Origin of the sequence: Rhizobium sp. AP16, from assembly GCF_000281735.1 — a bacterium.
GTDB classification, from domain to species: Bacteria; Pseudomonadota; Alphaproteobacteria; order Rhizobiales; family Rhizobiaceae; genus Rhizobium; species Rhizobium rhizogenes.
The window spans coordinates 84,388-103,387 of the sequence record NZ_AJVM01000027.1; the positions used below are offsets into that span (position 1 = coordinate 84,388).

The 19,000-nt window shown below is 60.2% G+C and carries 13 protein-coding genes; 11 read left to right on the top strand and 2 right to left on the bottom strand.

Annotated elements, in window-relative coordinates; all coding sequences use genetic code 11:
* Window positions 1-18 precede the first annotated feature (18 nt).
* The 8 genes from ytfQ (at window position 19) to PMI03_RS12355 (ending at window position 9,780) form a co-directional block, all read left to right on the top strand.
* Window positions 19-981, top strand: coding sequence for a galactofuranose ABC transporter, galactofuranose-binding protein YtfQ (gene ytfQ, locus PMI03_RS12320; RefSeq protein WP_007693510.1), 963 nt, complete (start codon window positions 19-21; stop codon window positions 979-981).
* Between the two features lie 129 nt (window positions 982-1,110).
* Window positions 1,111-2,634, top strand: coding sequence for a galactofuranose ABC transporter, ATP-binding protein YtfR (gene ytfR / locus PMI03_RS12325; protein WP_007693512.1), 1,524 nt, complete (start codon window positions 1,111-1,113; stop codon window positions 2,632-2,634).
* The gene (locus tag PMI03_RS12330; protein ID WP_007693514.1) at window positions 2,631-3,659 is read left to right on the top strand and encodes an ABC transporter permease; all 1,029 of its coding nucleotides are present in this window, start codon (window positions 2,631-2,633) and stop codon (window positions 3,657-3,659) included. Before ytfR ends, PMI03_RS12330 begins: the two co-directional genes overlap by 4 nt.
* Window positions 3,656-4,624: a galactofuranose ABC transporter, permease protein YjfF gene (gene yjfF, locus PMI03_RS12335; protein ID WP_007693515.1), complete on the top strand. Its 969-nt coding sequence runs from the start codon at window positions 3,656-3,658 to the stop codon at window positions 4,622-4,624. The genes PMI03_RS12330 and yjfF overlap by 4 nt, the downstream gene beginning before the upstream one ends.
* Before the next feature lie 16 nt (window positions 4,625-4,640).
* Window positions 4,641-5,387: a FadR/GntR family transcriptional regulator gene (locus PMI03_RS12340; RefSeq protein WP_007693517.1), complete on the top strand. Its 747-nt coding sequence runs from the start codon at window positions 4,641-4,643 to the stop codon at window positions 5,385-5,387.
* A 208-nt stretch (window positions 5,388-5,595) separates the two neighbouring features.
* Entirely contained in the window at window positions 5,596-6,957 is a 1,362-nt protein-coding gene (glmU, locus tag PMI03_RS12345; protein WP_007693520.1) for a bifunctional UDP-N-acetylglucosamine diphosphorylase/glucosamine-1-phosphate N-acetyltransferase GlmU, read from the top strand.
* 117 nt (window positions 6,958-7,074) lie between these two features.
* Entirely contained in the window at window positions 7,075-8,901 is a 1,827-nt protein-coding gene (gene glmS, locus PMI03_RS12350; protein WP_007693522.1) for a glutamine--fructose-6-phosphate transaminase (isomerizing), read from the top strand.
* Window positions 8,902-9,078: 177 nt separating this feature from the next.
* The gene (locus PMI03_RS12355; protein ID WP_007693524.1) at window positions 9,079-9,780 is read left to right on the top strand and encodes a DUF502 domain-containing protein; all 702 of its coding nucleotides are present in this window, start codon (window positions 9,079-9,081) and stop codon (window positions 9,778-9,780) included.
* A 60-nt stretch (window positions 9,781-9,840) separates the two neighbouring features.
* Here the strand turns inward: PMI03_RS12355 and PMI03_RS12360 are convergent, their stop codons facing one another.
* A complete protein-coding gene (locus PMI03_RS12360; RefSeq protein WP_007693526.1) occupies window positions 9,841-10,779 on the bottom strand; it encodes a YiiG family protein in 939 nt (312 codons plus the stop codon).
* Window positions 10,780-11,170: 391 nt separating this feature from the next.
* On the opposite strand from PMI03_RS12360, the gene PMI03_RS12365 reads away from it, so the two are divergent.
* Window positions 11,171-12,649 (top strand): esterase-like activity of phytase family protein, encoded by a 1,479-nt coding sequence (locus tag PMI03_RS12365; protein WP_085997446.1) that lies wholly within the window; start codon window positions 11,171-11,173, stop codon window positions 12,647-12,649.
* Between the two features lie 42 nt (window positions 12,650-12,691).
* On the opposite strand, the gene recG is transcribed toward PMI03_RS12365, so the two are convergent.
* On the bottom strand, window positions 12,692-14,794 hold the full coding sequence (gene recG / locus PMI03_RS12370; protein ID WP_007693530.1) for an ATP-dependent DNA helicase RecG: 2,103 nt from the start codon (window positions 14,792-14,794) through the stop codon (window positions 12,692-12,694).
* A 173-nt stretch (window positions 14,795-14,967) separates the two neighbouring features.
* Between recG and PMI03_RS12375 the strand changes: the two genes are divergently transcribed.
* Together PMI03_RS12375 and mfd are read left to right on the top strand one after the other, a co-directional pair.
* Window positions 14,968-15,282: a succinate dehydrogenase assembly factor 2 gene (locus PMI03_RS12375; protein WP_007693532.1), complete on the top strand. Its 315-nt coding sequence runs from the start codon at window positions 14,968-14,970 to the stop codon at window positions 15,280-15,282.
* Window positions 15,279-18,779: a transcription-repair coupling factor gene (gene mfd / locus PMI03_RS12380; RefSeq protein ID WP_007693533.1), complete on the top strand. Its 3,501-nt coding sequence runs from the start codon at window positions 15,279-15,281 to the stop codon at window positions 18,777-18,779. Before PMI03_RS12375 ends, mfd begins: the two co-directional genes overlap by 4 nt.
* Window positions 18,780-19,000 lie beyond the last annotated feature (221 nt).

The window sequence follows — 19,000 nt, forward strand, 5'->3', positions numbered from 1 at the left end:
GCCCTTTGGGAGGATATCATGAAATTGAAGACTGCACTGGTGAGTGCCACCATTCTTGCCGCCTGCATGTTCACGTCTGCATCGGCAAAGGATCTGGTCGTCGGCTTCTCGCAAATCGGCTCGGAATCCGGCTGGCGGGCCGCGGAAACGACCCTGACCAAACAGGAAGCTAAGAAGCGCGGCATCGATCTTAAGTTTGCCGACGCGCAGCAGAAGCAGGAAAACCAGATCAAGGCGATTCGCTCCTTCATCGCCCAGGGTGTTGACGCGATTCTGCTGGCACCGGTCGTGGAAACCGGATGGGATTCCGTTCTGAAGGAAGCTAAGGAAGCCAAGATCCCGGTCATCCTGCTGGACCGCACGATCAATGCGCCGAAGGATCTCTATCTGACCGCCGTTACCTCCGACCAGATCCACGAAGGCAAGGTTGCCGGCGATTGGCTGGTGAAGAATGTCGGTGACAAGAAGTGCAACATCGTCGAGCTTCAGGGCACCACGGGGTCCTCGCCGGCGATTGCGCGCAAGAAGGGCTTCGAGGAAGCCATCAAGGGTCATGACAACCTGAAGATCGTCCGCAGCCAGACGGGCGACTTCACCCGCGCCAAGGGCAAGGAAGTCATGGAAAGCTTCCTGAAGGCGGAGAACGGCGGCAAGGATATCTGTGCGCTCTACGCTCACAATGACGACATGGCCGTCGGCGCCATCCAGGCGATCAAGGAAGCCGGCCTGAAGCCGGGCAAGGACATTCTGACCGTATCCATCGATTCGGTTCCGGATCTCTTCAAGGCCATGGCGGCTGGCGAAGCGAATGCGACTGTGGAGCTGACGCCGAACATGGCCGGTCCCGCCTTCGATGCGCTCGACGCCTATCTGAAGACCAAGAAGGAGCCGCCGAAGTGGATCCAGACCGAGTCCAAGCTGTATACGCAGGCTGACGACCCGGAGAAGGTCTACGAAGCGAAGAAAGACCTGGGCTACTGAGTTAAAAAACGGGTCGCATCGGCCGGGAAACCGGTCGGTGCGGTTTTTTCGGCGCGGAATTGCCGATGCGCGATGCGAACGGCAGTTCCGCGTTTTTTATACCGCTCAATCCAAGGAAATTCTTGCTCCATGGCTCACGATGTCGAGCGCCTTCTGACCGCGACTGGTTTCTGCAAATATTTTCCCGGTTCCACCGCCCTTGACCATGTCGATTTCACGCTGCGGCGAGGCGAGGTCCATGCGCTTCTCGGTGAAAACGGCGCAGGGAAGTCAACACTCATCAAATGCATGACCGGAGCATACCGTCGCGACGCCGGCAGCCTTGCTCTCGATGGCGTCGAGATCGATCCGCACGACACGCTGGCGGCGCAGAAGCTCGGTATCGGCACGGTCTATCAAGAGGTGAACCTCCTTGCCAATCTGAGTGTTGCGGAGAACCTGTTTCTCGGTCGCCAGCCGAAGCGCTTCGGCATGATCAGCACCCGCGTGATGAACGCCATGGCGAAGGATCTGTTGTCGCAATACGGTATCGATATCGATGTCAGCCGGCAGCTGGATCGCTTCTCCGTCGCGATCCAGCAGGTGATTGCGATCGCGCGTGCCGTCGATCTCTCGGGCAAGGTCCTCATCCTCGACGAGCCGACCGCGAGCCTGGATACCCAGGAAGTCGCCATGCTTTTCGGCATCATCCGAAATTTGAGGCAGCGCGGATTGGGGATTGTTTTCATTACGCATTTTTTGGAGCAAGTCTACGAGATCTGCGACCGTATTACCGTTCTCCGCAATGGTCGACTTGTCGGCACCCGCGATGCGGAGGGCCTGTCACGCCAGACCCTGATCGCAATGATGCTGGGCCGCGAACTTGCCGAAGTCGAGGCGAGCGTGAAGGAGGCAGCCAGCGAAAGCGGGCCTGCAAAGTATCATTTCACCAATTTCGGCAAACGCGGCAAGATCAAGCCCTTCGACCTTGAGGTTCGCGTCGGCGAGGTGGTGGGCATTGCCGGTCTGCTCGGTTCCGGGCGCACGGAAACCGCCGAAGTGATGTTCGGCGTCGAGCGCGCCGACAGCGGCGAGGCAAGGATCGATGCGCAGTCGGTGACCCTTTCGTCACCGCGCGCCGCCATCAAGAATGGCTTTGGTTTTTGCCCGGAAGACCGCAAGACGGATGGCATCATCGGCGATCTTTCCATTCGCGAGAATATCGTCATGGCGCTTCAGGCCCGTCGCGGCTGGGCGCGCCCGCTGTCACGCGGCGAGCAGAACGCGATCGCCGACCGCTACATCAAGGCGCTGGATATTCGCACCACCGACCGGGAAAAGCCGATCAGGCTTCTGTCCGGTGGCAATCAGCAGAAGGCCATTCTGGCCCGCTGGCTGGCGACCAATCCGAGCTTCCTCATTCTCGATGAACCGACGCGCGGCATCGATGTCGGCGCGCATGCTGAAATTATTCGGCTGATCGAGGATCTCTGCCGGCAGGGCATGTCGCTGGTGGTGATTTCCTCCGAACTGGAGGAACTCGTGGCCTATAGCTCTCGCGTCATCGTGCTGCGCGATCGCGAGCATATTGCAGAGTTGACCGGCAGCGACATAACCGCCAGCCATATCGTCGATGCCATCGCCACGGCGCAGAGCAAGCGGGAGGACGCATGAGTTCCCAGATCAAGGCATCCTTGTTTCGATTGATGCCGCAGCTCATTGCCTTGGCTGCCATTCTTCTTTTGAATTTCATCATGTTCCCGCATTTCTTTAATCTGGAAATGCAGAACGGTCGATTGTACGGCAGCGTCATCGACGTCCTCAATCGCGGTGCGCCGGTGGCGCTTCTGGCGATCGGCATGACGCTGGTCATCGCCACCAAGGGCATCGATCTCTCGGTCGGCGCGGTGATTGCAATTTGCGGCGCCGTTGCGGCATCGACGATCGTTGCCGGAAGTTCGCTCGCCTACACGCTGATGCTGACCATCGGCGTCGGGATTGCCTGCGGATTGTGGAACGGATTTCTGGTCGCGGTTCTCGGCATTCAACCGATCATCGCCACGCTAGTGCTGATGGTCGCGGGTCGCGGCATCGCGCAATTGATCACCGAAGGCGTCATCCTGACCTTCAACAATGACGGGCTGATCTTCTTCGGTAGCGGATCTTTTGCCTGGCTGCCGATGCCCGTCGTCGTCTGGCTGGCGGTGGGGCTTGCGGTCATCCTGCTCGTCAGGCGCACCGCGCTCGGCATGTTGGTCGAGGCGATCGGGATCAATCGCCGCGCCAGCACGCTGTCCGGTATCCAGACGCCGATATTGCTGATCGCCGTTTATGCGCTGAGCGGCCTCTGTGCCTCCATCGCCGGCATCATCGTGTCTGCCGATATCAAGGGCGCGGATGCCAACAATGCCGGCCTCTGGCTCGAGCTGGACGCGATCCTGGCCGTAGTTGTCGGCGGAAATTCCCTTCTCGGCGGCCGCTTCAGCATTGTCGGCTCGCTGATCGGCGCGATGATCATCCAGTCGGTCAATACGGGCATCCTTTTGTCCGGCTTCCCGCCGGAGTTCAATCTGGTGATCAAGGCCGTCATCGTCATCATTATCCTGGTCATCCAGTCTCCCGCCCTTCAGTCAGTCACGACGTTCCTATGGCGCCGGCGTGACGAGGCGCAGATGATCCATGAGGAGCAGGCAAAGTGAATTCGAAATATCTCCCGCTGCTCGCAACGATCGTCATTTTCATCCTCGCCTATACTGGCTGCGCGTTACAGTATCCGACCATGCTGTCGACGAGGGTTGCCGGCAATCTGCTGACGGACAATGCCTTTCTCGGGATAGCCGCCGTCGGCATGACCTTCGTGATTATCTCCGGCGGTATCGACCTGTCGATCGGTTCGGTCATTGCCTTTACCGGCGTTTTCCTGGCGATCATCCTGCGCGACACCTCGATCCATCCGTTGTTTGCCTTCGCAATTGTTCTTGTGATCACGACGGCCTTCGGCGCGGGCATGGGCGCGATCATCCATTACCTCGCCATGCCGCCATTTATCGTCACGCTGGCGGGCATGTTTCTGGCGCGGGGCATCGCTTTTGTCCTGTCGATCGACAGCATTCCGATCAGCCATGATTTCTATTCGCAACTCAGCGATATGTATCTGTTGCTGCCGGGCGGCGGCCGCCTGACGGTGATCGGTGGCGTAATGCTCATCGTTTTTGCCGCCGGCATCCTGCTGGCGCATCGCACCCGCTTCGGCGCCAACGTCTATGCGCTCGGCGGCGGTGTGCAGACGGCGCAGTTGATGGGCGTTCCGGTCGCGCGCACGACGATGCAGATCTACGCTTTGTCGGGCTTTTTGGCCGGTCTATCCGGAATCGTTTTTTCGCTCTATACATCCGCCGGATATTCGCTTGCCACGGTCGGTGTCGAACTCGACGCCATTGCCGCGGTGGTTATCGGCGGAACATTGTTGACGGGGGGAGCAGGGTTCGTCGGGGGGACTCTGATCGGGATTCTTATACAGGGCTTGATCCAGACCTACATCACCTTTGACGGAACACTTTCCAGCTGGTGGACGAAGATCTTGATCGGGCTGCTGCTTTTTGCGTTTATTTTGATGCAGAAGGGGCTTCTGTTACTTTCCCGTTTCAATCGACGTTACGCCTAAGGGAAGGACAGAGCGGTTGCGCAGCAGATTGCTTGAGACACGGAAAGGCCAAGGAAAATCACGAACGAGCCATGCTCAGGTTGTCGATGATCTCGGCAAGGCAATCGTGTCGGGCGTTTTTCCCATCGGCGGCATCCTTCCGGGCGACAGCGATCTCCTGCAACGGTTCAAAGTATCGCGCACGGTTCTGCGCGAGAGCATGAAGACGCTGGCGGCAAAAGGACTGGTCGTTCCGCGCGCCAGGGTCGGCACTCGCGTCACCGAGAGAATCCACTGGAACATGTTCGACAACGAGGTGCTGACCTGGCACTTCGAAAGCGGCGTGAACGAAGAGTTCCTGCTTCACCTCTATGATATTCGCCTGGCCTTTGAACCGTTTGCCGCCAGTCTCGTAGCCGAGCGGGCCGGCGCGGAAGAAATCGAGCTGCTGCGGCGGCTGGCCCTGGCGATGGCCGCGCCGGAACATACGGCGGATAGCCTCGCGCTTGCCGACCTTCATTTTCACCTGGCGGTCACAGAAGCGTCTCACAATCCCTTCATGCGGTCGCTCGGGGGCCTGATCGAGGCCGCGTTGGTCGGCATGTTCCGCATGAGCGCGCCTCCCTCCAGCAACGGCTTTGCAAATATTGCCGATACGCACATGGCCATTGTCGATGCCATCGCGGCTCACGACGGACCGACCGCATATAAGGCGATGGAGTTCGTCATTTTCGATGGCCGCCAGCATGTGCTGGAAGCCTTCGCGGCGCTTGCGGATGCCTGAGTCCCATATCTAAATTCGCCGTAGTTCGCCATTTAACTACAGCGACCTTTGCGCGTCACATGTGACGCGCAAAGGTCGCTGTAGCACTTCAAATCTGCTGCATAATTTTATCCCTAAATCGATTCCGATTTAAGGAATTATGCAGTAGTTGCTAAGAGGAGACGAAGCCTGCATAGGCCTCGCCGAGTCGTATCTTTCGGAGCTTGAAATGGAACGCACCTGCCTCGCCATCATCCTCGCCGCCGGTGACAGCACCCGCATGAAATCGTCGGTCTCCAAGGTGCTGCATCCGATCGCCGGCCGTCCGATGATCGCGCATGTGATGGAAGCGATCGCCAGGACCGATATTTCTGCCGCGGCCCTCGTTGTCGGCCGCAATGCGGAAGAGGTCGCCGCCGCCGCCGATATCGGTGGCATCGAGGTCGAAGCCTATCTGCAGAAGGAGCGTCTGGGGACCGGCCATGCCGTGCTTGCCGCGCGTGAGGCAATCGCCAGGGGTTATGACGATATCATCGTCGCCTATGGCGACGTGCCGTTGCTTACCGACGTGCCGCTGCGCGCCGCCCGAAAGGGGCTTGCCGACGGCAACGATATCGTCGTCATCGGCTTTCATACGGAAAATCCGAACGCCTATGGCCGGCTGCTGGTCAAGGACGGCGAACTGATCGCTATTCGTGAGGCGAAGGACGCAACCGATGCCGAGCTCGCGGTGACCTGGTGCAACAGCGGCCTGATGGCGATCAATGGCCGCAAGGCACTCGATCTGCTCGACCGCATCGGCAACAGCAACGCCAAGGGCGAATATTATCTGACCGATCTTGTGGAAATCGCCCGTTCGCTCGGCGGCCGCGCCATTGCCGTCGATGCGCCGGAAGTGGAAATGACCGGCTGCAACAACCGCGCCGAGCTCGCATTCATCGAACGCCTCTGGCAGGAGCGCCGCCGTCATGAGCTGATGCTTTCGGGTGTCACGATGATCGCACCGGAAACTGTGTTCCTCGCCTATGATACCGTCATTGGTCAGGATGCGTTGATCGAGCCGAACGTCGTCTTCGGCCCCCGCGCGGTAATCGACAGCGGGGCGGTCATCCATGCTTTCTCGCATATCGAAGGCGCCCATGTCAGCGGCACCGCTACAGTCGGCCCGTTTGCACGGCTGCGCCCCGGCGCGGATCTTGCCGACGGCTCGAAGGTCGGCAACTTCTGCGAAGTGAAGAACGGCAAGATCGGCGAGGGCGCCAAGGTCAATCATTTGAGCTATATCGGCGACGCCACGATCGGCGCCGGCAGCAACATCGGTGCGGGTACGATCACCTGCAACTATGATGGCGTCAACAAGCATGAGACCCATATCGGCGCCAACAGCTTCATCGGTTCCAACTCCTCATTGGTGGCGCCGGTACGCATCGGCGACAATGCCTATGTCGCCTCCGGCAGCGTAATTACCGAGGACGTCCCTGCGGATGCGCTTGCCTTCGGCCGCGCGCGCCAGGAGGTGAAACCCGGCCGCGCCAAGGTCATCCGCGAAAGAGCCCTGGCCATCAAGGCAGCAAAAAAGGGCAGCCATTAAGTATTTCGCTTGTGGTCGCGTAACGGTTGGAAACCGAAAGTGACCATCGCGGTAATTGTGAAAACTGTTAGAATCATTAGGACTTGCCTTCTTATTTGAGGCCAGACGGAGAGTTGCATGTGCGGCATTGTTGGGATTGTCGGAACGAAGCCCGTAGCGGGGCGATTGGTGGATGCCTTGCGGCGTCTCGAATATCGCGGTTACGATTCGGCGGGCGTCGCGACCATTCATGACGGCGTGATGGATCGCCGCCGCGCCGAAGGGAAGCTCTTCAATCTGGAAAAGCGGCTCGATGCTGAGCCGCTGCCCGGCGTGACCGGCATCGCCCACACCCGTTGGGCGACGCATGGCGTCCCGAACGAGACCAATGCCCATCCGCATTTCGTTGAAGGTGTCGCCGTCGTCCACAACGGCATCATCGAGAATTTCTCCGAATTGCGCGAGGAATTGAAGGCCGAGGGCAAGGTGTTCACCACGCAGACGGACACGGAAGTCGTCGCGCATCTGCTGGCGAAATATGTCGGCGAAGGGCTCGATCCGCGCGCGGCGATGCTGAAGATGCTGAACCGCGTCACCGGCGCCTATGCGCTCGCGATCATGTTCCAGAGCGACCCCGATACGCTGATGGCGGCCCGCTCCGGCCCGCCGCTTGCCGTCGGCTTCGGCAATGGCGAGATGTTCCTCGGCTCCGACGCCATCGCTCTTTCTCCCTTCACCAACGAGATCACCTATCTCGTCGACGGCGACTGCGCGATCATCACGCGCAACAGTGCCACGATCCTCGATTTCAACGGCCAGGAAGTCAGTCGTCCCCGGCAGATATCGCAGGCAACGGCCTATGTCGTCGACAAGGGCAATCACCGCCACTTCATGGAAAAGGAAATCTACGAGCAGCCGGAGGTGATCTCCCATGCGCTCAGCCAATATGTCGATTTCGTCAGTCATCGGCTGCGCCCGAATGCATCGGCGATCGATTTCAAGGGTGTATCCGGCCTCGCGATTTCGGCTTGCGGCACGGCCTATCTTGCTGGTTTGATCGGCAAATATTGGTTCGAGCGCTACGCGCGTCTGCCGGTCGAGATCGATGTCGCCTCCGAATTCCGCTACCGCGAAATGCCGTTGTCGCCCTCACAGGCCGCACTGTTCATTTCGCAGTCCGGCGAAACCGCCGATACGCTGGCGTCGCTGCGCTATTGCAAGGACAATGGCCTGAAGATCGGCGCCATCGTCAACGTCAAGGAATCGACCATCGCGCGTGAATCCGATGCGGTGTTTCCGATCATGGCCGGCCCGGAGATCGGCGTTGCCTCGACCAAGGCTTTCACCTGCCAGCTCGCCGTTCTGGCGTCGCTGGCAATCGGCGCTGGCGTTGCACGCGGCACGGTGAGTGCCGAGGATGAAAACGCGATGGTGCGCCACCTGGCCGAGATGCCGCGCATCATGGCAAGGGTGCTGAACATCATCCAGCCGCAGATGGAAAGCCTTGCCCGCGAAATCTCCAAGTTCAAGGATGTGCTCTATCTCGGTCGCGGCACCAGCTTCCCGCTCGCCATGGAAGGCGCGCTGAAGCTCAAGGAAATCTCCTACATCCACGCCGAAGGTTATGCCGCCGGTGAGCTGAAGCATGGCCCGATCGCGCTGATCGATGAGAACATGCCGGTTATCGTCATTGCGCCCTACGACCGTTTCTTCGACAAGACCGTCTCAAACATGCAGGAAGTGGCGGCGCGCGGCGGTCGTATCATCTTCATCACCGACGAGGCGGGGGCGGCCGCCTCCACGCTGCCGACGATGGCGACGATCGTCCTGCCGGTTGTCGATGAAATCATCGCGCCGATGATCTTCTCACTGCCGATCCAGTTGCTCGCCTATCACACGGCCGTCTTCATGGGCACGGATGTCGACCAGCCGCGCAATCTCGCCAAGTCGGTGACTGTGGAATAGATCGCGGCCCCATTTATTTTCGTGTGATAACGTCGTCGTGAACCGGGCCGATATCTGGCCCGGTGGCGTGACTGCCGGGTTGTGCGCTCGGCCGATTTCTGGCACGATTCAGCAAGGAGATGGTGGGGGAATTTGCCGGTTAGCGGTTGACGACGAAACGGAGTTTTCGAACGGCGAATGACGGACAAGCCCATCAAAGTGTCTGTGGCAGCACGGATCAGAAATAATTTCCTGGCCGGCCTCATTATTTGCGCGCCGATTGCCATCACGCTCTGGCTTACCTGGTCTGTCATCCACTGGGCCGACAGCTGGGTTCGGCCTTATATTCCCGCGCGCTACGATCCCGAGAGCTATCTGAACTTTGCCGTTCCCGGTACGGGCGTGGTGATCGCGATGATCTTCATCACCATCATCGGTTTCCTCGCCAAGAACCTGATCGGCCAGAGCATTGTTCGCTTCGGCGAGTCGATCGTGCAACGCGTGCCGCTGGTGCGAACCATCTACAAGAGCCTGAAACAGATCTTCGAAACCGTGCTGAAGGAGCAAGGCACCTCGTTCAAGAAGGTCGGGCTGATCGAATATCCGAGCCCCGGGCTCTGGTCGATGGTGTTTATCTCCACCGACGCCAAAGGCGAAATCGCCTCGAAATTCGATGCCATGGGGCATGATATGGTGGCGGTTTTCCTGCCGCCGACCCCCGTGCCAACCGCCGGTTTCCTGATCTTCGTACCGCGCGAGAAAATCACGATTCTTGACATGAGCCCGGAAGACGGCGCCAAGCTTTTGATTTCGGGCGGCCTAGTCTCGCCCGAATATCGCGAAAAGCTGATCGCGGCCAAGGAATTGCCGCCGCCCGTTCCTATGAAATCCTTGTCTTAATGCTAGATCGCGTGCTGGTACGGTAGCTTGTGCCGCGGCCAGTCGTTGCGTGTAGCGCCTTTATCTCACGCTATTGAACATTTCGATGGCACTGTTGAAGCGGGTGACGACGAGTTGGTATTTGTCCGGCGTGGGGTCCTGCTTGATCTCGCGGAAATCGCCGACCATTCCGGTCAGACTGTCGTTGATGCCGTCAAGAAGCGGAGTATTGACGCCGCTGCCGCCTTCCTGTTTAGCCTTCGCCATGGCGGTGCGCTGATCCTCCAATGTCTTTTCCAGATCAGTGATCTTTGCATCTATCTGGCTCTGAAGAGCAGGCTTGCCGGGCTCTTCCGAACTATTGAGAAGATCGACCAGTTGCCTTGCCTGGCTGAGGGCAAGCCGTGTCTGATAGACCGGCATATCCCCGCGTTCCTTGATCTTGGCAAGCTCGGCCTGTTCCCGGCGGTCGAGCTCCTTCTGCAATTGCTGATGGAACTCCTCCAGCGCGACGGCGGCTGCCTGAAAATCGGTAAGCATCAAGGGATCCTCGCGCTTTCCGCGCGCGAGCCCGTCTTCCATATAGGCCTTGCTGGCGTAGTAGACATCAAGGCCGGAAAGGCGGGGAACGACCTGACCAAGCGCGGAGATCAGCTTGTCGGCGGCGGTATCGAGTTCCGTGGGCGCATCGCTCTTCGCGCCGCGCACGGTCTTCAATTTGTCCGCGGATTGTTCGAGCGAGCCTTTGCTGACGTCTGTAATATTGTCGGACGTCGTGCTCTTCGAAATATTGGCGTTCTCATAGGCCTGATATTGTGCCAGCAGGCCGGAATCTCCGATGAGATCATTATAGGCGAGCACGTAGTCGTTTAATTTCGCGCTATTCGCCAGCTTCGATGCCGTATCGGCCGAGGACTGATTGCTGGTGGCAGTGGAATTCGACTGATCGTCGCAAGCCGAAAGGGCCAGCACTACCGTGAATGCCATCGCGATAATTGCGACAGGAGCAGACGTCTTCATGGAATGAAACCCTTCGCTATATTATGGCGTTAACGGCAATTGTTGCGAGGACATCGTAAATTCTATTCGCAGCAGACTTAGGAAACGACCTACGCCAAATACGGCACGGTTTCAATCTCAAGATGTCGCGGCCGCCCAACGGAACCTTATGCTGGCGATCATCCGGGCGCCGTTCGCATCAGCCGGATCCAAACTGTCATGTCTCTATCATATTGCCGTTCTAGACCGGTTGCCGGAAGGGCAGGCGGGCACATCTCATGGTCGAACGTTGGCGGCTCGACGGAGCCTGATATTTTCGTTCGACGCGGTTTTCAACCGATCCGCAGATGAATGCCATTCCAGCACAAAGAGTTTTCATCAGGAGGATATTGCCGTGAGAAATTTGCGTTCAATGAGTTTGCCGCTGCTGTCGGCAGCGCTCACCACTGTCATTTTCGCCATGCCGGTCACAGCCTTTGCCGATAGTTCAGTTACCGTCGGCGGTGTTACCCTGGTCAATAAGGGCCTCGTCGCTGTAGGCCGCATTCCCGCCAACCAGCGCGACAAGTTCGGTGAGACCTTCGGCTCCGGTTCCGGCATGTCGATCGACGCCAAAAGCTGGGAGCGCAATGCCGATGGCTCCTATAAGGGATCGCTGTGGCTGCTGCCGGATCGCGGCTACAACGTCGTCGGCACAACTAATTATCGTCCGCGCCTCAACACCATCGATGTTGAACTGACGCCGGTCGCCCCAGGCGCAACGCCGCCAGCCGGCAAGGAGCAGTCGGGCGTCGTTGCCAAGCTCGCCGATACCATGCTGCTGACCGACAACAAGGGCGCCGACACCACCGGCCTCGATCCGACCAATGGCATTCGCTCCCCGAAAGATGGCATGCCCTCGCTGCCCGAAGCACCGAACGGCAAGATCTCGCTCGACAACGAAGCCATCGTCCGCCTGCCTGACGGCACGATGTTCATCAGCGACGAATACGGCCCCTACATCTATCGTTTCTCCGCCGACGGCCGCATGATGTCCGCCACGCCGCCACCGGCTGCGCTGCTGCCGATGCGCAATGGCGCCGTGAACTTCGCCTCGAACAATCCTGGCCCCGGCGAAAGCGCACCTGATCCCAAGGATCCGACCAGTGGCCGCCAGAACAATCAGGGCCTCGAAGGCATGTCGATGGCCCCGGATGGCAAGTTTCTGATCGCCGTGCTGCAATCGGCGACCCGCCAGGACGGCGGCGATTCCGGCTCGACCCGGCAAAACACTCGCGCATTGGTCTACGATGCCGCCGATCTGGCGCATCTGAAGTTGGTGCACGAATATGTCGTGCCATTGCCGGTCTTCACCAACAGTAAGGGTAAGACGGCTGTCGCCGCCCAAAGCGAAATCGTGGCGCTTTCGCCGACGAGCTTCCTGATGCTGGCGCGCGACAGCAACAACGGCTACGGCATGGAAGGCGAAAAGTCGCTCTATCGCAGCATCGACATCGTCGACGTCTCGACTGCCACCGATATTGCCGGCAGCAAATTCGATGCCGACACGCCGGTTGCTCCGAAGGGTGTCCTTGATGCCTCGGTGAAACCCGCAACGGTCAGCCTGCTCATCGACATCAACGACAGTGCCAATCTGGCTCGTTTCGGTCTCCATAACGGTGCGCCGAACGACCGCAACAACCTCTCCGAAAAATGGGAGGCTATGTCGTTCGTCAGCGTTCTCGACCCGAAGCTGCCGGACGACTACTTCCTGTTCGTCGCCAATGACAACGACTTCCTGACTCAGGACGGCTTCCAGGTAGGCGCTGCCTACAAGGGGGAAGGTGGGGCTGATGTCGACACCATGTTCCAGGTGTTCCAGGTCACGATCCCCGGCCTGTCTGCCAAGTAATAGTCTTTGAAAGGGATGGACGCGCTCGCTGCGTCCATCCAACTATCCGGCTCTGAGGAACCGGATCGCCTCGTCACGACGGAAGAGATAGAGCAGGGTGCGTACTGCCATGCCGCGTTCGCCGGTCAGGTCCGGATCGCGGTCGATCAGATAGGCGGCATCCTTGCGGGCGATTTCGAGAAGATCGGCATGGGCTTCGAGGCTGGCGATGCGGAAACCGGGCGTGCCGGACTGGCGCGTGCCGAGCAACTCGCCTTCGCCCCGCAGTTTTAGATCCTCCTCGGCAATCCGAAAACCGTCCTCGGTATCGCGCATGATCGACAGCCGCGCATGGCCGGTCTCGCCGAGCGGACCCTTATAGAGCAGGATGCAGGTCGAGGCTTCGTCACCACGCCCGACGCGGCCGCGAAGCTGATGCAACTGCGCCAGACCGAAACGCTCGGCATGCTCGATCACCATGATCGTCGCATCCGGCACATCGACGCCGACCTCGACAACGGTGGTGGCAACCAAAAGCCGGATTTCGCCGTTCTTGAACGCCATCATTACAGCGTCCTTCTCCGGCCCGCTCATGCGGCCATGAATGAGGCCTATACCCGGGCCAAGCGCCTTGACCAGGGTTGCATGCCGTTCCTCGACCGACATTAAATCGGATTCTTCGGATTCTTCCACAAGCGGGCAAATCCAATAGGCTTTCTTGCCTTCAGATAGTGCGCTCTTCAGCCGGGATACGATATCTCCGGTTCGTTCGGTGGGAATGGTTATCGTCTGGATCGGCTTGCGGCCCGCCGGCTTCTCGGTGAGCTTGGAGACATCCATATCGCCGAAGGCGGCCAGCACCAGCGTGCGCGGTATCGGTGTGGCGGTCATCACCAGCATATGTGGCGAGATGCCCTTTGCCGTGAGCCGCAGGCGCTGGTGGACGCCGAAGCGATGCTGCTCGTCGACGACGGCCAGCATCAGGTTGGCATAGCTGACGCTATCCTGGAACAGCGCATGCGTGCCGATGATGATCTGCGCCTCGCCGGAGGCAATGCGTTCGAGGATGGCGTCGCGCTCCCGGCCCTTGGTGCGGCCGGTCAGAACTTCGACGGAGAGATTGGCGCTGGCGGCGAATTTCGCGATGGTCGCATAGTGCTGTCGCGCCAGGATTTCGGTCGGGGCCATCAGCACCGCCTGGCCACCGCTTTCGATGACGGCTGCAATCGCCATCAGTGCGACCAGCGTCTTGCCCGCACCGACATCACCCTGCAGCAGCCGCAGCATGCGGTCGGTACCCGCCATATCCTTGAGGATATCGGCAATGGCTGCCGTTTGGCTGTTCGTCAGGGAGAAGGGAAGGGATTCCAATATCTTCCGGCTGATGTCTCCGGTAGGATGGACGGGCTGTCCCGCAACTTTGCGCAGCCGTTGACGGACGAGTGCCAGCGACAATTGCCCCGCCAGGAATTCGTCATAGGCAAGCCTGCGGCGAGCGGGTGCCTGCGGATCGATATCGGCGGCGTCGCGCGGCGCATGCAGCATATGGAAGCTGTCGGATATCGAGGGAAAGCCCTGCTTCTGTGCCAGCGCCTCGTCGTCCCATTCCGGCAGTTGCGGCAAGCGTGCCAGCGCCGCCTCGACGGTCTTGCGCAGGAATTTCAGTGCGAGCCCCGCTGTCAGCGGATAGACGGGTTCGACCAATGGCAGGTTCTGCGCTTCGTTTTCGCGCATGATGTAGTCGGGATGCACCATCGACGGGCGGCCATTGAACCAGTCGACCTTGCCGCTGACGGTGACCGTCTCATCGATCGGCAATTGCTTTTCCAGCCATTGCGCCTTGCCGCGGAAGAATACCAGGCCGAGTTCGCCGGTCTCGTCATGCAGGAAGACGCGATAGGGCACGTTGCTGCGCGGGTTCGGCGGCTGGTGGCGGTCGACGCGGCCGGTAATGGTGACGATAGCGCCCTGCGGCGCCCGCGCGATGCCCGGCTGTTCGCGCCGGTCGATGATGGAATGCGGCGCATGAAAGAGCAGGTCGACAACACGGCAATCGTCGATGGTTTCCCGGTCGAGCAGCTTCACAAGCAGCTCGGCAACCTTCGGCCCAACGCCGGGCAGCGAAGAAATGGACGCAAATAACGGGTCGAGGATGGCGGGTCGCATGGCCGGCAAAATGCGACGGGGAGGGTAGTCTTGGCAAGAGCTGACCGCCACGGAGGCTTCCGCGAGGCACACACTCCCCGGAAAATTGAATGTCAGGCGCTTTTTTCCGAAAAAGCGGTTCCCACCTTCCAAGGCTGGTTTTATAGAGACGCATCAACATAAAGGTTTTTGTGATGACTGGGCTGACACTCAGCAGTGCCGATCTCGATCCCCGCCGCCGCCGCATTCTGTTTCGTTGCTGGCATCGTGGCCTCCGCGAGATGGATCTCGTTTTCGGTCAGTTCGCCGACAATGAGTTGCCGGGGCTCAGCGAAACCGACCTCGATGAATTCGAGCGCATCATGGACGAGGAAGACAATGATCTCGTCCGATGGATCCTCGGAACGCTGCCTGTGCCGGAGCATCTGCAGACGCCGCTTTTCAAGCGGGTGGCCGCCTATAAGCCAGATTTCGAAGAGGTCGCGGAAAGGCTTGGGATAACCAGATGATCCCAGGATTCGACGCGAAGAAACTGCTCGCGGCGAGCGAGCCGCTGACGGTTGGCCATGTTCCGGCGGGCATGGAGCCCTTCCTGCTGGCCGAACTGGCACGAACCGGCGAGCCGGTCGCCTATGTCATGTCGGACGGTCAGCACATGGCCGATGTCGAGCAGATGCTCGGTTTCCTCGCGCCCGAAATCCCGGTTTTGACGCTGCCTGCCTGGGACTGTCTTCCCTATGACCGCGTGTCGCCCAGCTCCGACACCTCGGCCCGCCGTCTCGCGGCCTTGAGCGGCCTGATCGCCTACCATCGCAAGCCGCATGCGGCGATCGTGTTGGTGACCGTCAACGCCATGCTGCAAAAAGTGGCGCCGCAGGATGTGATCGAGAGCCTGGCATTTTCGGCCCGACCGGGCAATCAGGTGCGTATGGGCGATATCGCCGGCCGCCTGGAGCGCAACGGCTTCGACCGCGTCGCGACCGTGCGTGAAGTCGGTGAATATGCCGTGCGCGGCGGCATCCTCGATGTCTTCGTGCCGGGGACGGAAGAGCCGGTGCGCCTCGATTTCTTCGGAGACACGCTGGAAAGCATCCGCAGCTTCGATCCCGCCAGCCAGCGCACCACCGGCCAGGTCCGCTCCCTCGATCTCAACCCGATGAGCGAGGTGACGCTGACGCCCGATACGATCAGCCGCTTCCGCAAGAATTATCTCTCCTCTTTCGGTGCTGCCACGCGCGACGACGCGCTCTATGTCGCCGTCTCCGAAGGCCGCCGCTATGCCGGCATGGAACATTGGCTACCGCTGTTCTACGAGAAGCTGGAGACGGTCTTCGACTACCTCCGGGGCTTCCGGCTGGTCACCGACCATACGGTGCGTGAAGCCGCCGAGGAGCGCTCCAAGCTCGTTTTCGACTATTATGATGCCCGCTTGAACTCCGGACAGCCGGCCAAGAGCCAGATGTCGCAGGGCACGCCCTACAAGCCGGTAACGCCAGGCCAGCTCTATCTCGACGGCGGCACCCTCAGCAAAGCGCTCGATGCTTTCAACGCCATCCGCATCTCGCCTTTCAACGAACACGAGGGCGAGGCTCGTCGCGTCATCAATATCGAGGCCCGTCAGGGTCCTCGCTGGGCACGATCCGCGACCGAAAACGCTGACGCAGAGCGCGTCAACGTCTTCGATTCCGTGGTCAAACATATCGCCGAACGGCGTGCCGCCGGCGGCAAGGTAATGATCACGGCCTGGACGGAAGGCTCGCTCGACCGCCTCTTGCAGGTGCTTGCCGAACACGGCCTTGCACGCGTGAAGACGATCGAGTCTTTCAAAGACCTTCCGACATTGGCGAAGGGCGAGGCGGCAGCGGCCGTGCTGAGCCTGGAAGCCGGTTTCGAAGTCGGTGATTTCGTCGTCATCGGCGAGCAGGATATTCTCGGCGACCGCATGGTGCGCCGCTCCAAGCGCCGCAAGCGCGCCGCCGATTTCATCTCGGAAGTGGCAGGTCTCGACGAGGGATCGATCGTCGTCCATGCCGAACACGGTATCGGCCGTTTCGTCGGTCTGAGGACTATCGAGGCGGCGGGTGCGCCGCATGCATGTCTTGAGCTGCAATATGCCGACGACGCCAAGCTGTTCCTGCCGGTCGAAAATATCGATCTTCTGTCGCGCTACGGCGGCGAGGGCACCGAGGCGCAGCTCGACAAGCTCGGCGGCGGCGCATGGCAGATGCGCAAGGCCAAGCTCAAGAAGCGGTTGCTGGATATGGCCGGCGCGCTGATCCGCATCGCGGCCGAGCGCCTGACGCGGCATGCGCCGGTGCTCAGCACCCCGGATGGCCTCTATGACGAGTTCGCCGCCCGCTTCCCCTATGACGAGACTGAAGACCAGATGAACGCCATCGAGGCGGTGCGCGACGATCTCGGCGCCGGCCGCCCGATGGATCGCCTTGTCTGCGGCGACGTCGGCTTCGGCAAGACGGAAGTGGCGCTGCGTGCCGCCTTCGTTGCCGCCATGAACGGCGCGCAGGTCGCCGTCGTCGTGCCGACGACGCTTCTGGCGCGTCAGCATTTCAAGACCTTCACCGACCGCTTCCGTGGCCTGCCGATCCGCATACAGCAGGCCTCCCGCCTCGTCGGCGCCAAGGACCTGGCGCTGACCAAGAAGGAAGTGGCCGATGGCAAGACCGATATCGTCGTCGGCACGCATGCGCTGCTCGGCGCCGGCATCCAGTTTGCCAATCTCGGCCTGCTGGTTATCGATGAAGAGCAGCACTTCGGCGTCAAGCACAAGGAGCGCCTGAAGGAGCTGAAGAGCGACGTGCATGTACTGACGCTGTCGGCGACGCCGATCCCGCGCACGCTGCAGCTCGCCATGACCGGCGTGCGCGAACTGTCGCTGATCACCACGCCCCCGGTCGACCGTATGGCGGTTCGCACCTTCATCTCGCCCTTCGATTCGCTCGTCATCCGCGAAACGCTGATGCGTGAGCATTATCGCGGCGGCCAGAGTTTTTATGTCTGCCCGCGTCTGGCCGATCTCGCCGACATTCACGCCTTCCTGCAATCGGACGTGCCGGAGCTGAAGGTGGCGGTTGCGCATGGCCAGATGCCGGCCGGCGAGCTCGAGGACATCATGAACGCCTTCTACGAAGGCCGCTACGATGTCTTGCTCTCGACCACCATCGTCGAATCTGGTCTCGACGTGCCCACAGCCAATACGCTGATCGTCCACCGCGCCGACATGTTCGGCCTGGCGCAGCTCTACCAGCTGCGCGGCCGTGTCGGCCGTTCCAAGGTGCGCGCCTTTGCGCTGTTCACCCTGCCGGTCAACAAGGTGCTGACGACGACGGCCGAGCGCCGCCTCAAGGTGCTGCAATCGCTCGATACGCTCGGCGCCGGCTTCCAGCTCGCCAGCCACGACCTCGATATCCGCGGCGCCGGCAATCTGCTCGGCGAGGAGCAGTCCGGCCATATCAAGGAAGTCGGCTTCGAACTCTACCAGCAGATGCTCGAAGAGGCCGTTGCCGAGGTCAAGGGCGTCGACGAGATCCAGGACACCGGCTGGTCGCCGCAGATCTCTGTCGGCACACCGGTCATGATCCCCGACGCCTACGTGCCGGACCTGCATCTGCGCATGGCGCTCTATCGCCGCCTCGGCGAGATCACCGAAATCAAGGAAATCGACGGCTTCGGCGCCGAAATGATCGACCGCTTCGGGCCAATGCCGATCGAGGTGCAGCATCTCCTGAAGATCGTCTACATCAAGTCGCTCTGCCGCATCGCCAATGTCGAAAAGCTGGATGCCGGCCCGAAGGGCGTCGTCGTACAGTTCCGCAACAAGGAATTCCCGAACCCGACCAATCTTGTCGGCTATATCGCCAAGCAGGGCACCATGGCGAAGATCCGCCCCGACCATAGTGTGTTTCTGACGCGGGATTTGCCAACGCCGGAGAAGCGGTTGCAGGGAGCGGCTGTGGTTATGACGCAACTGGCGGAGTTGGCGAAGTAGAAAGACAGGCAATCAGCAGGCAGTGGTATTGACGACAGCTTTGCGGCCGAGAGCAGTCGGGCCGCTATGAAATGAAAAGGCGCGAATAGCGGACTTCTCCCAAGCCAAAAGGCCGCTATTCTGAGATTCAGAAGATTAGGCGGGAGTAGACGCGCCTCGTGTTGACTTGAACTGTTGAGTGCTTCCCGTGACGCGTCTGATGCAGAAGCGGGTAGTCTCGG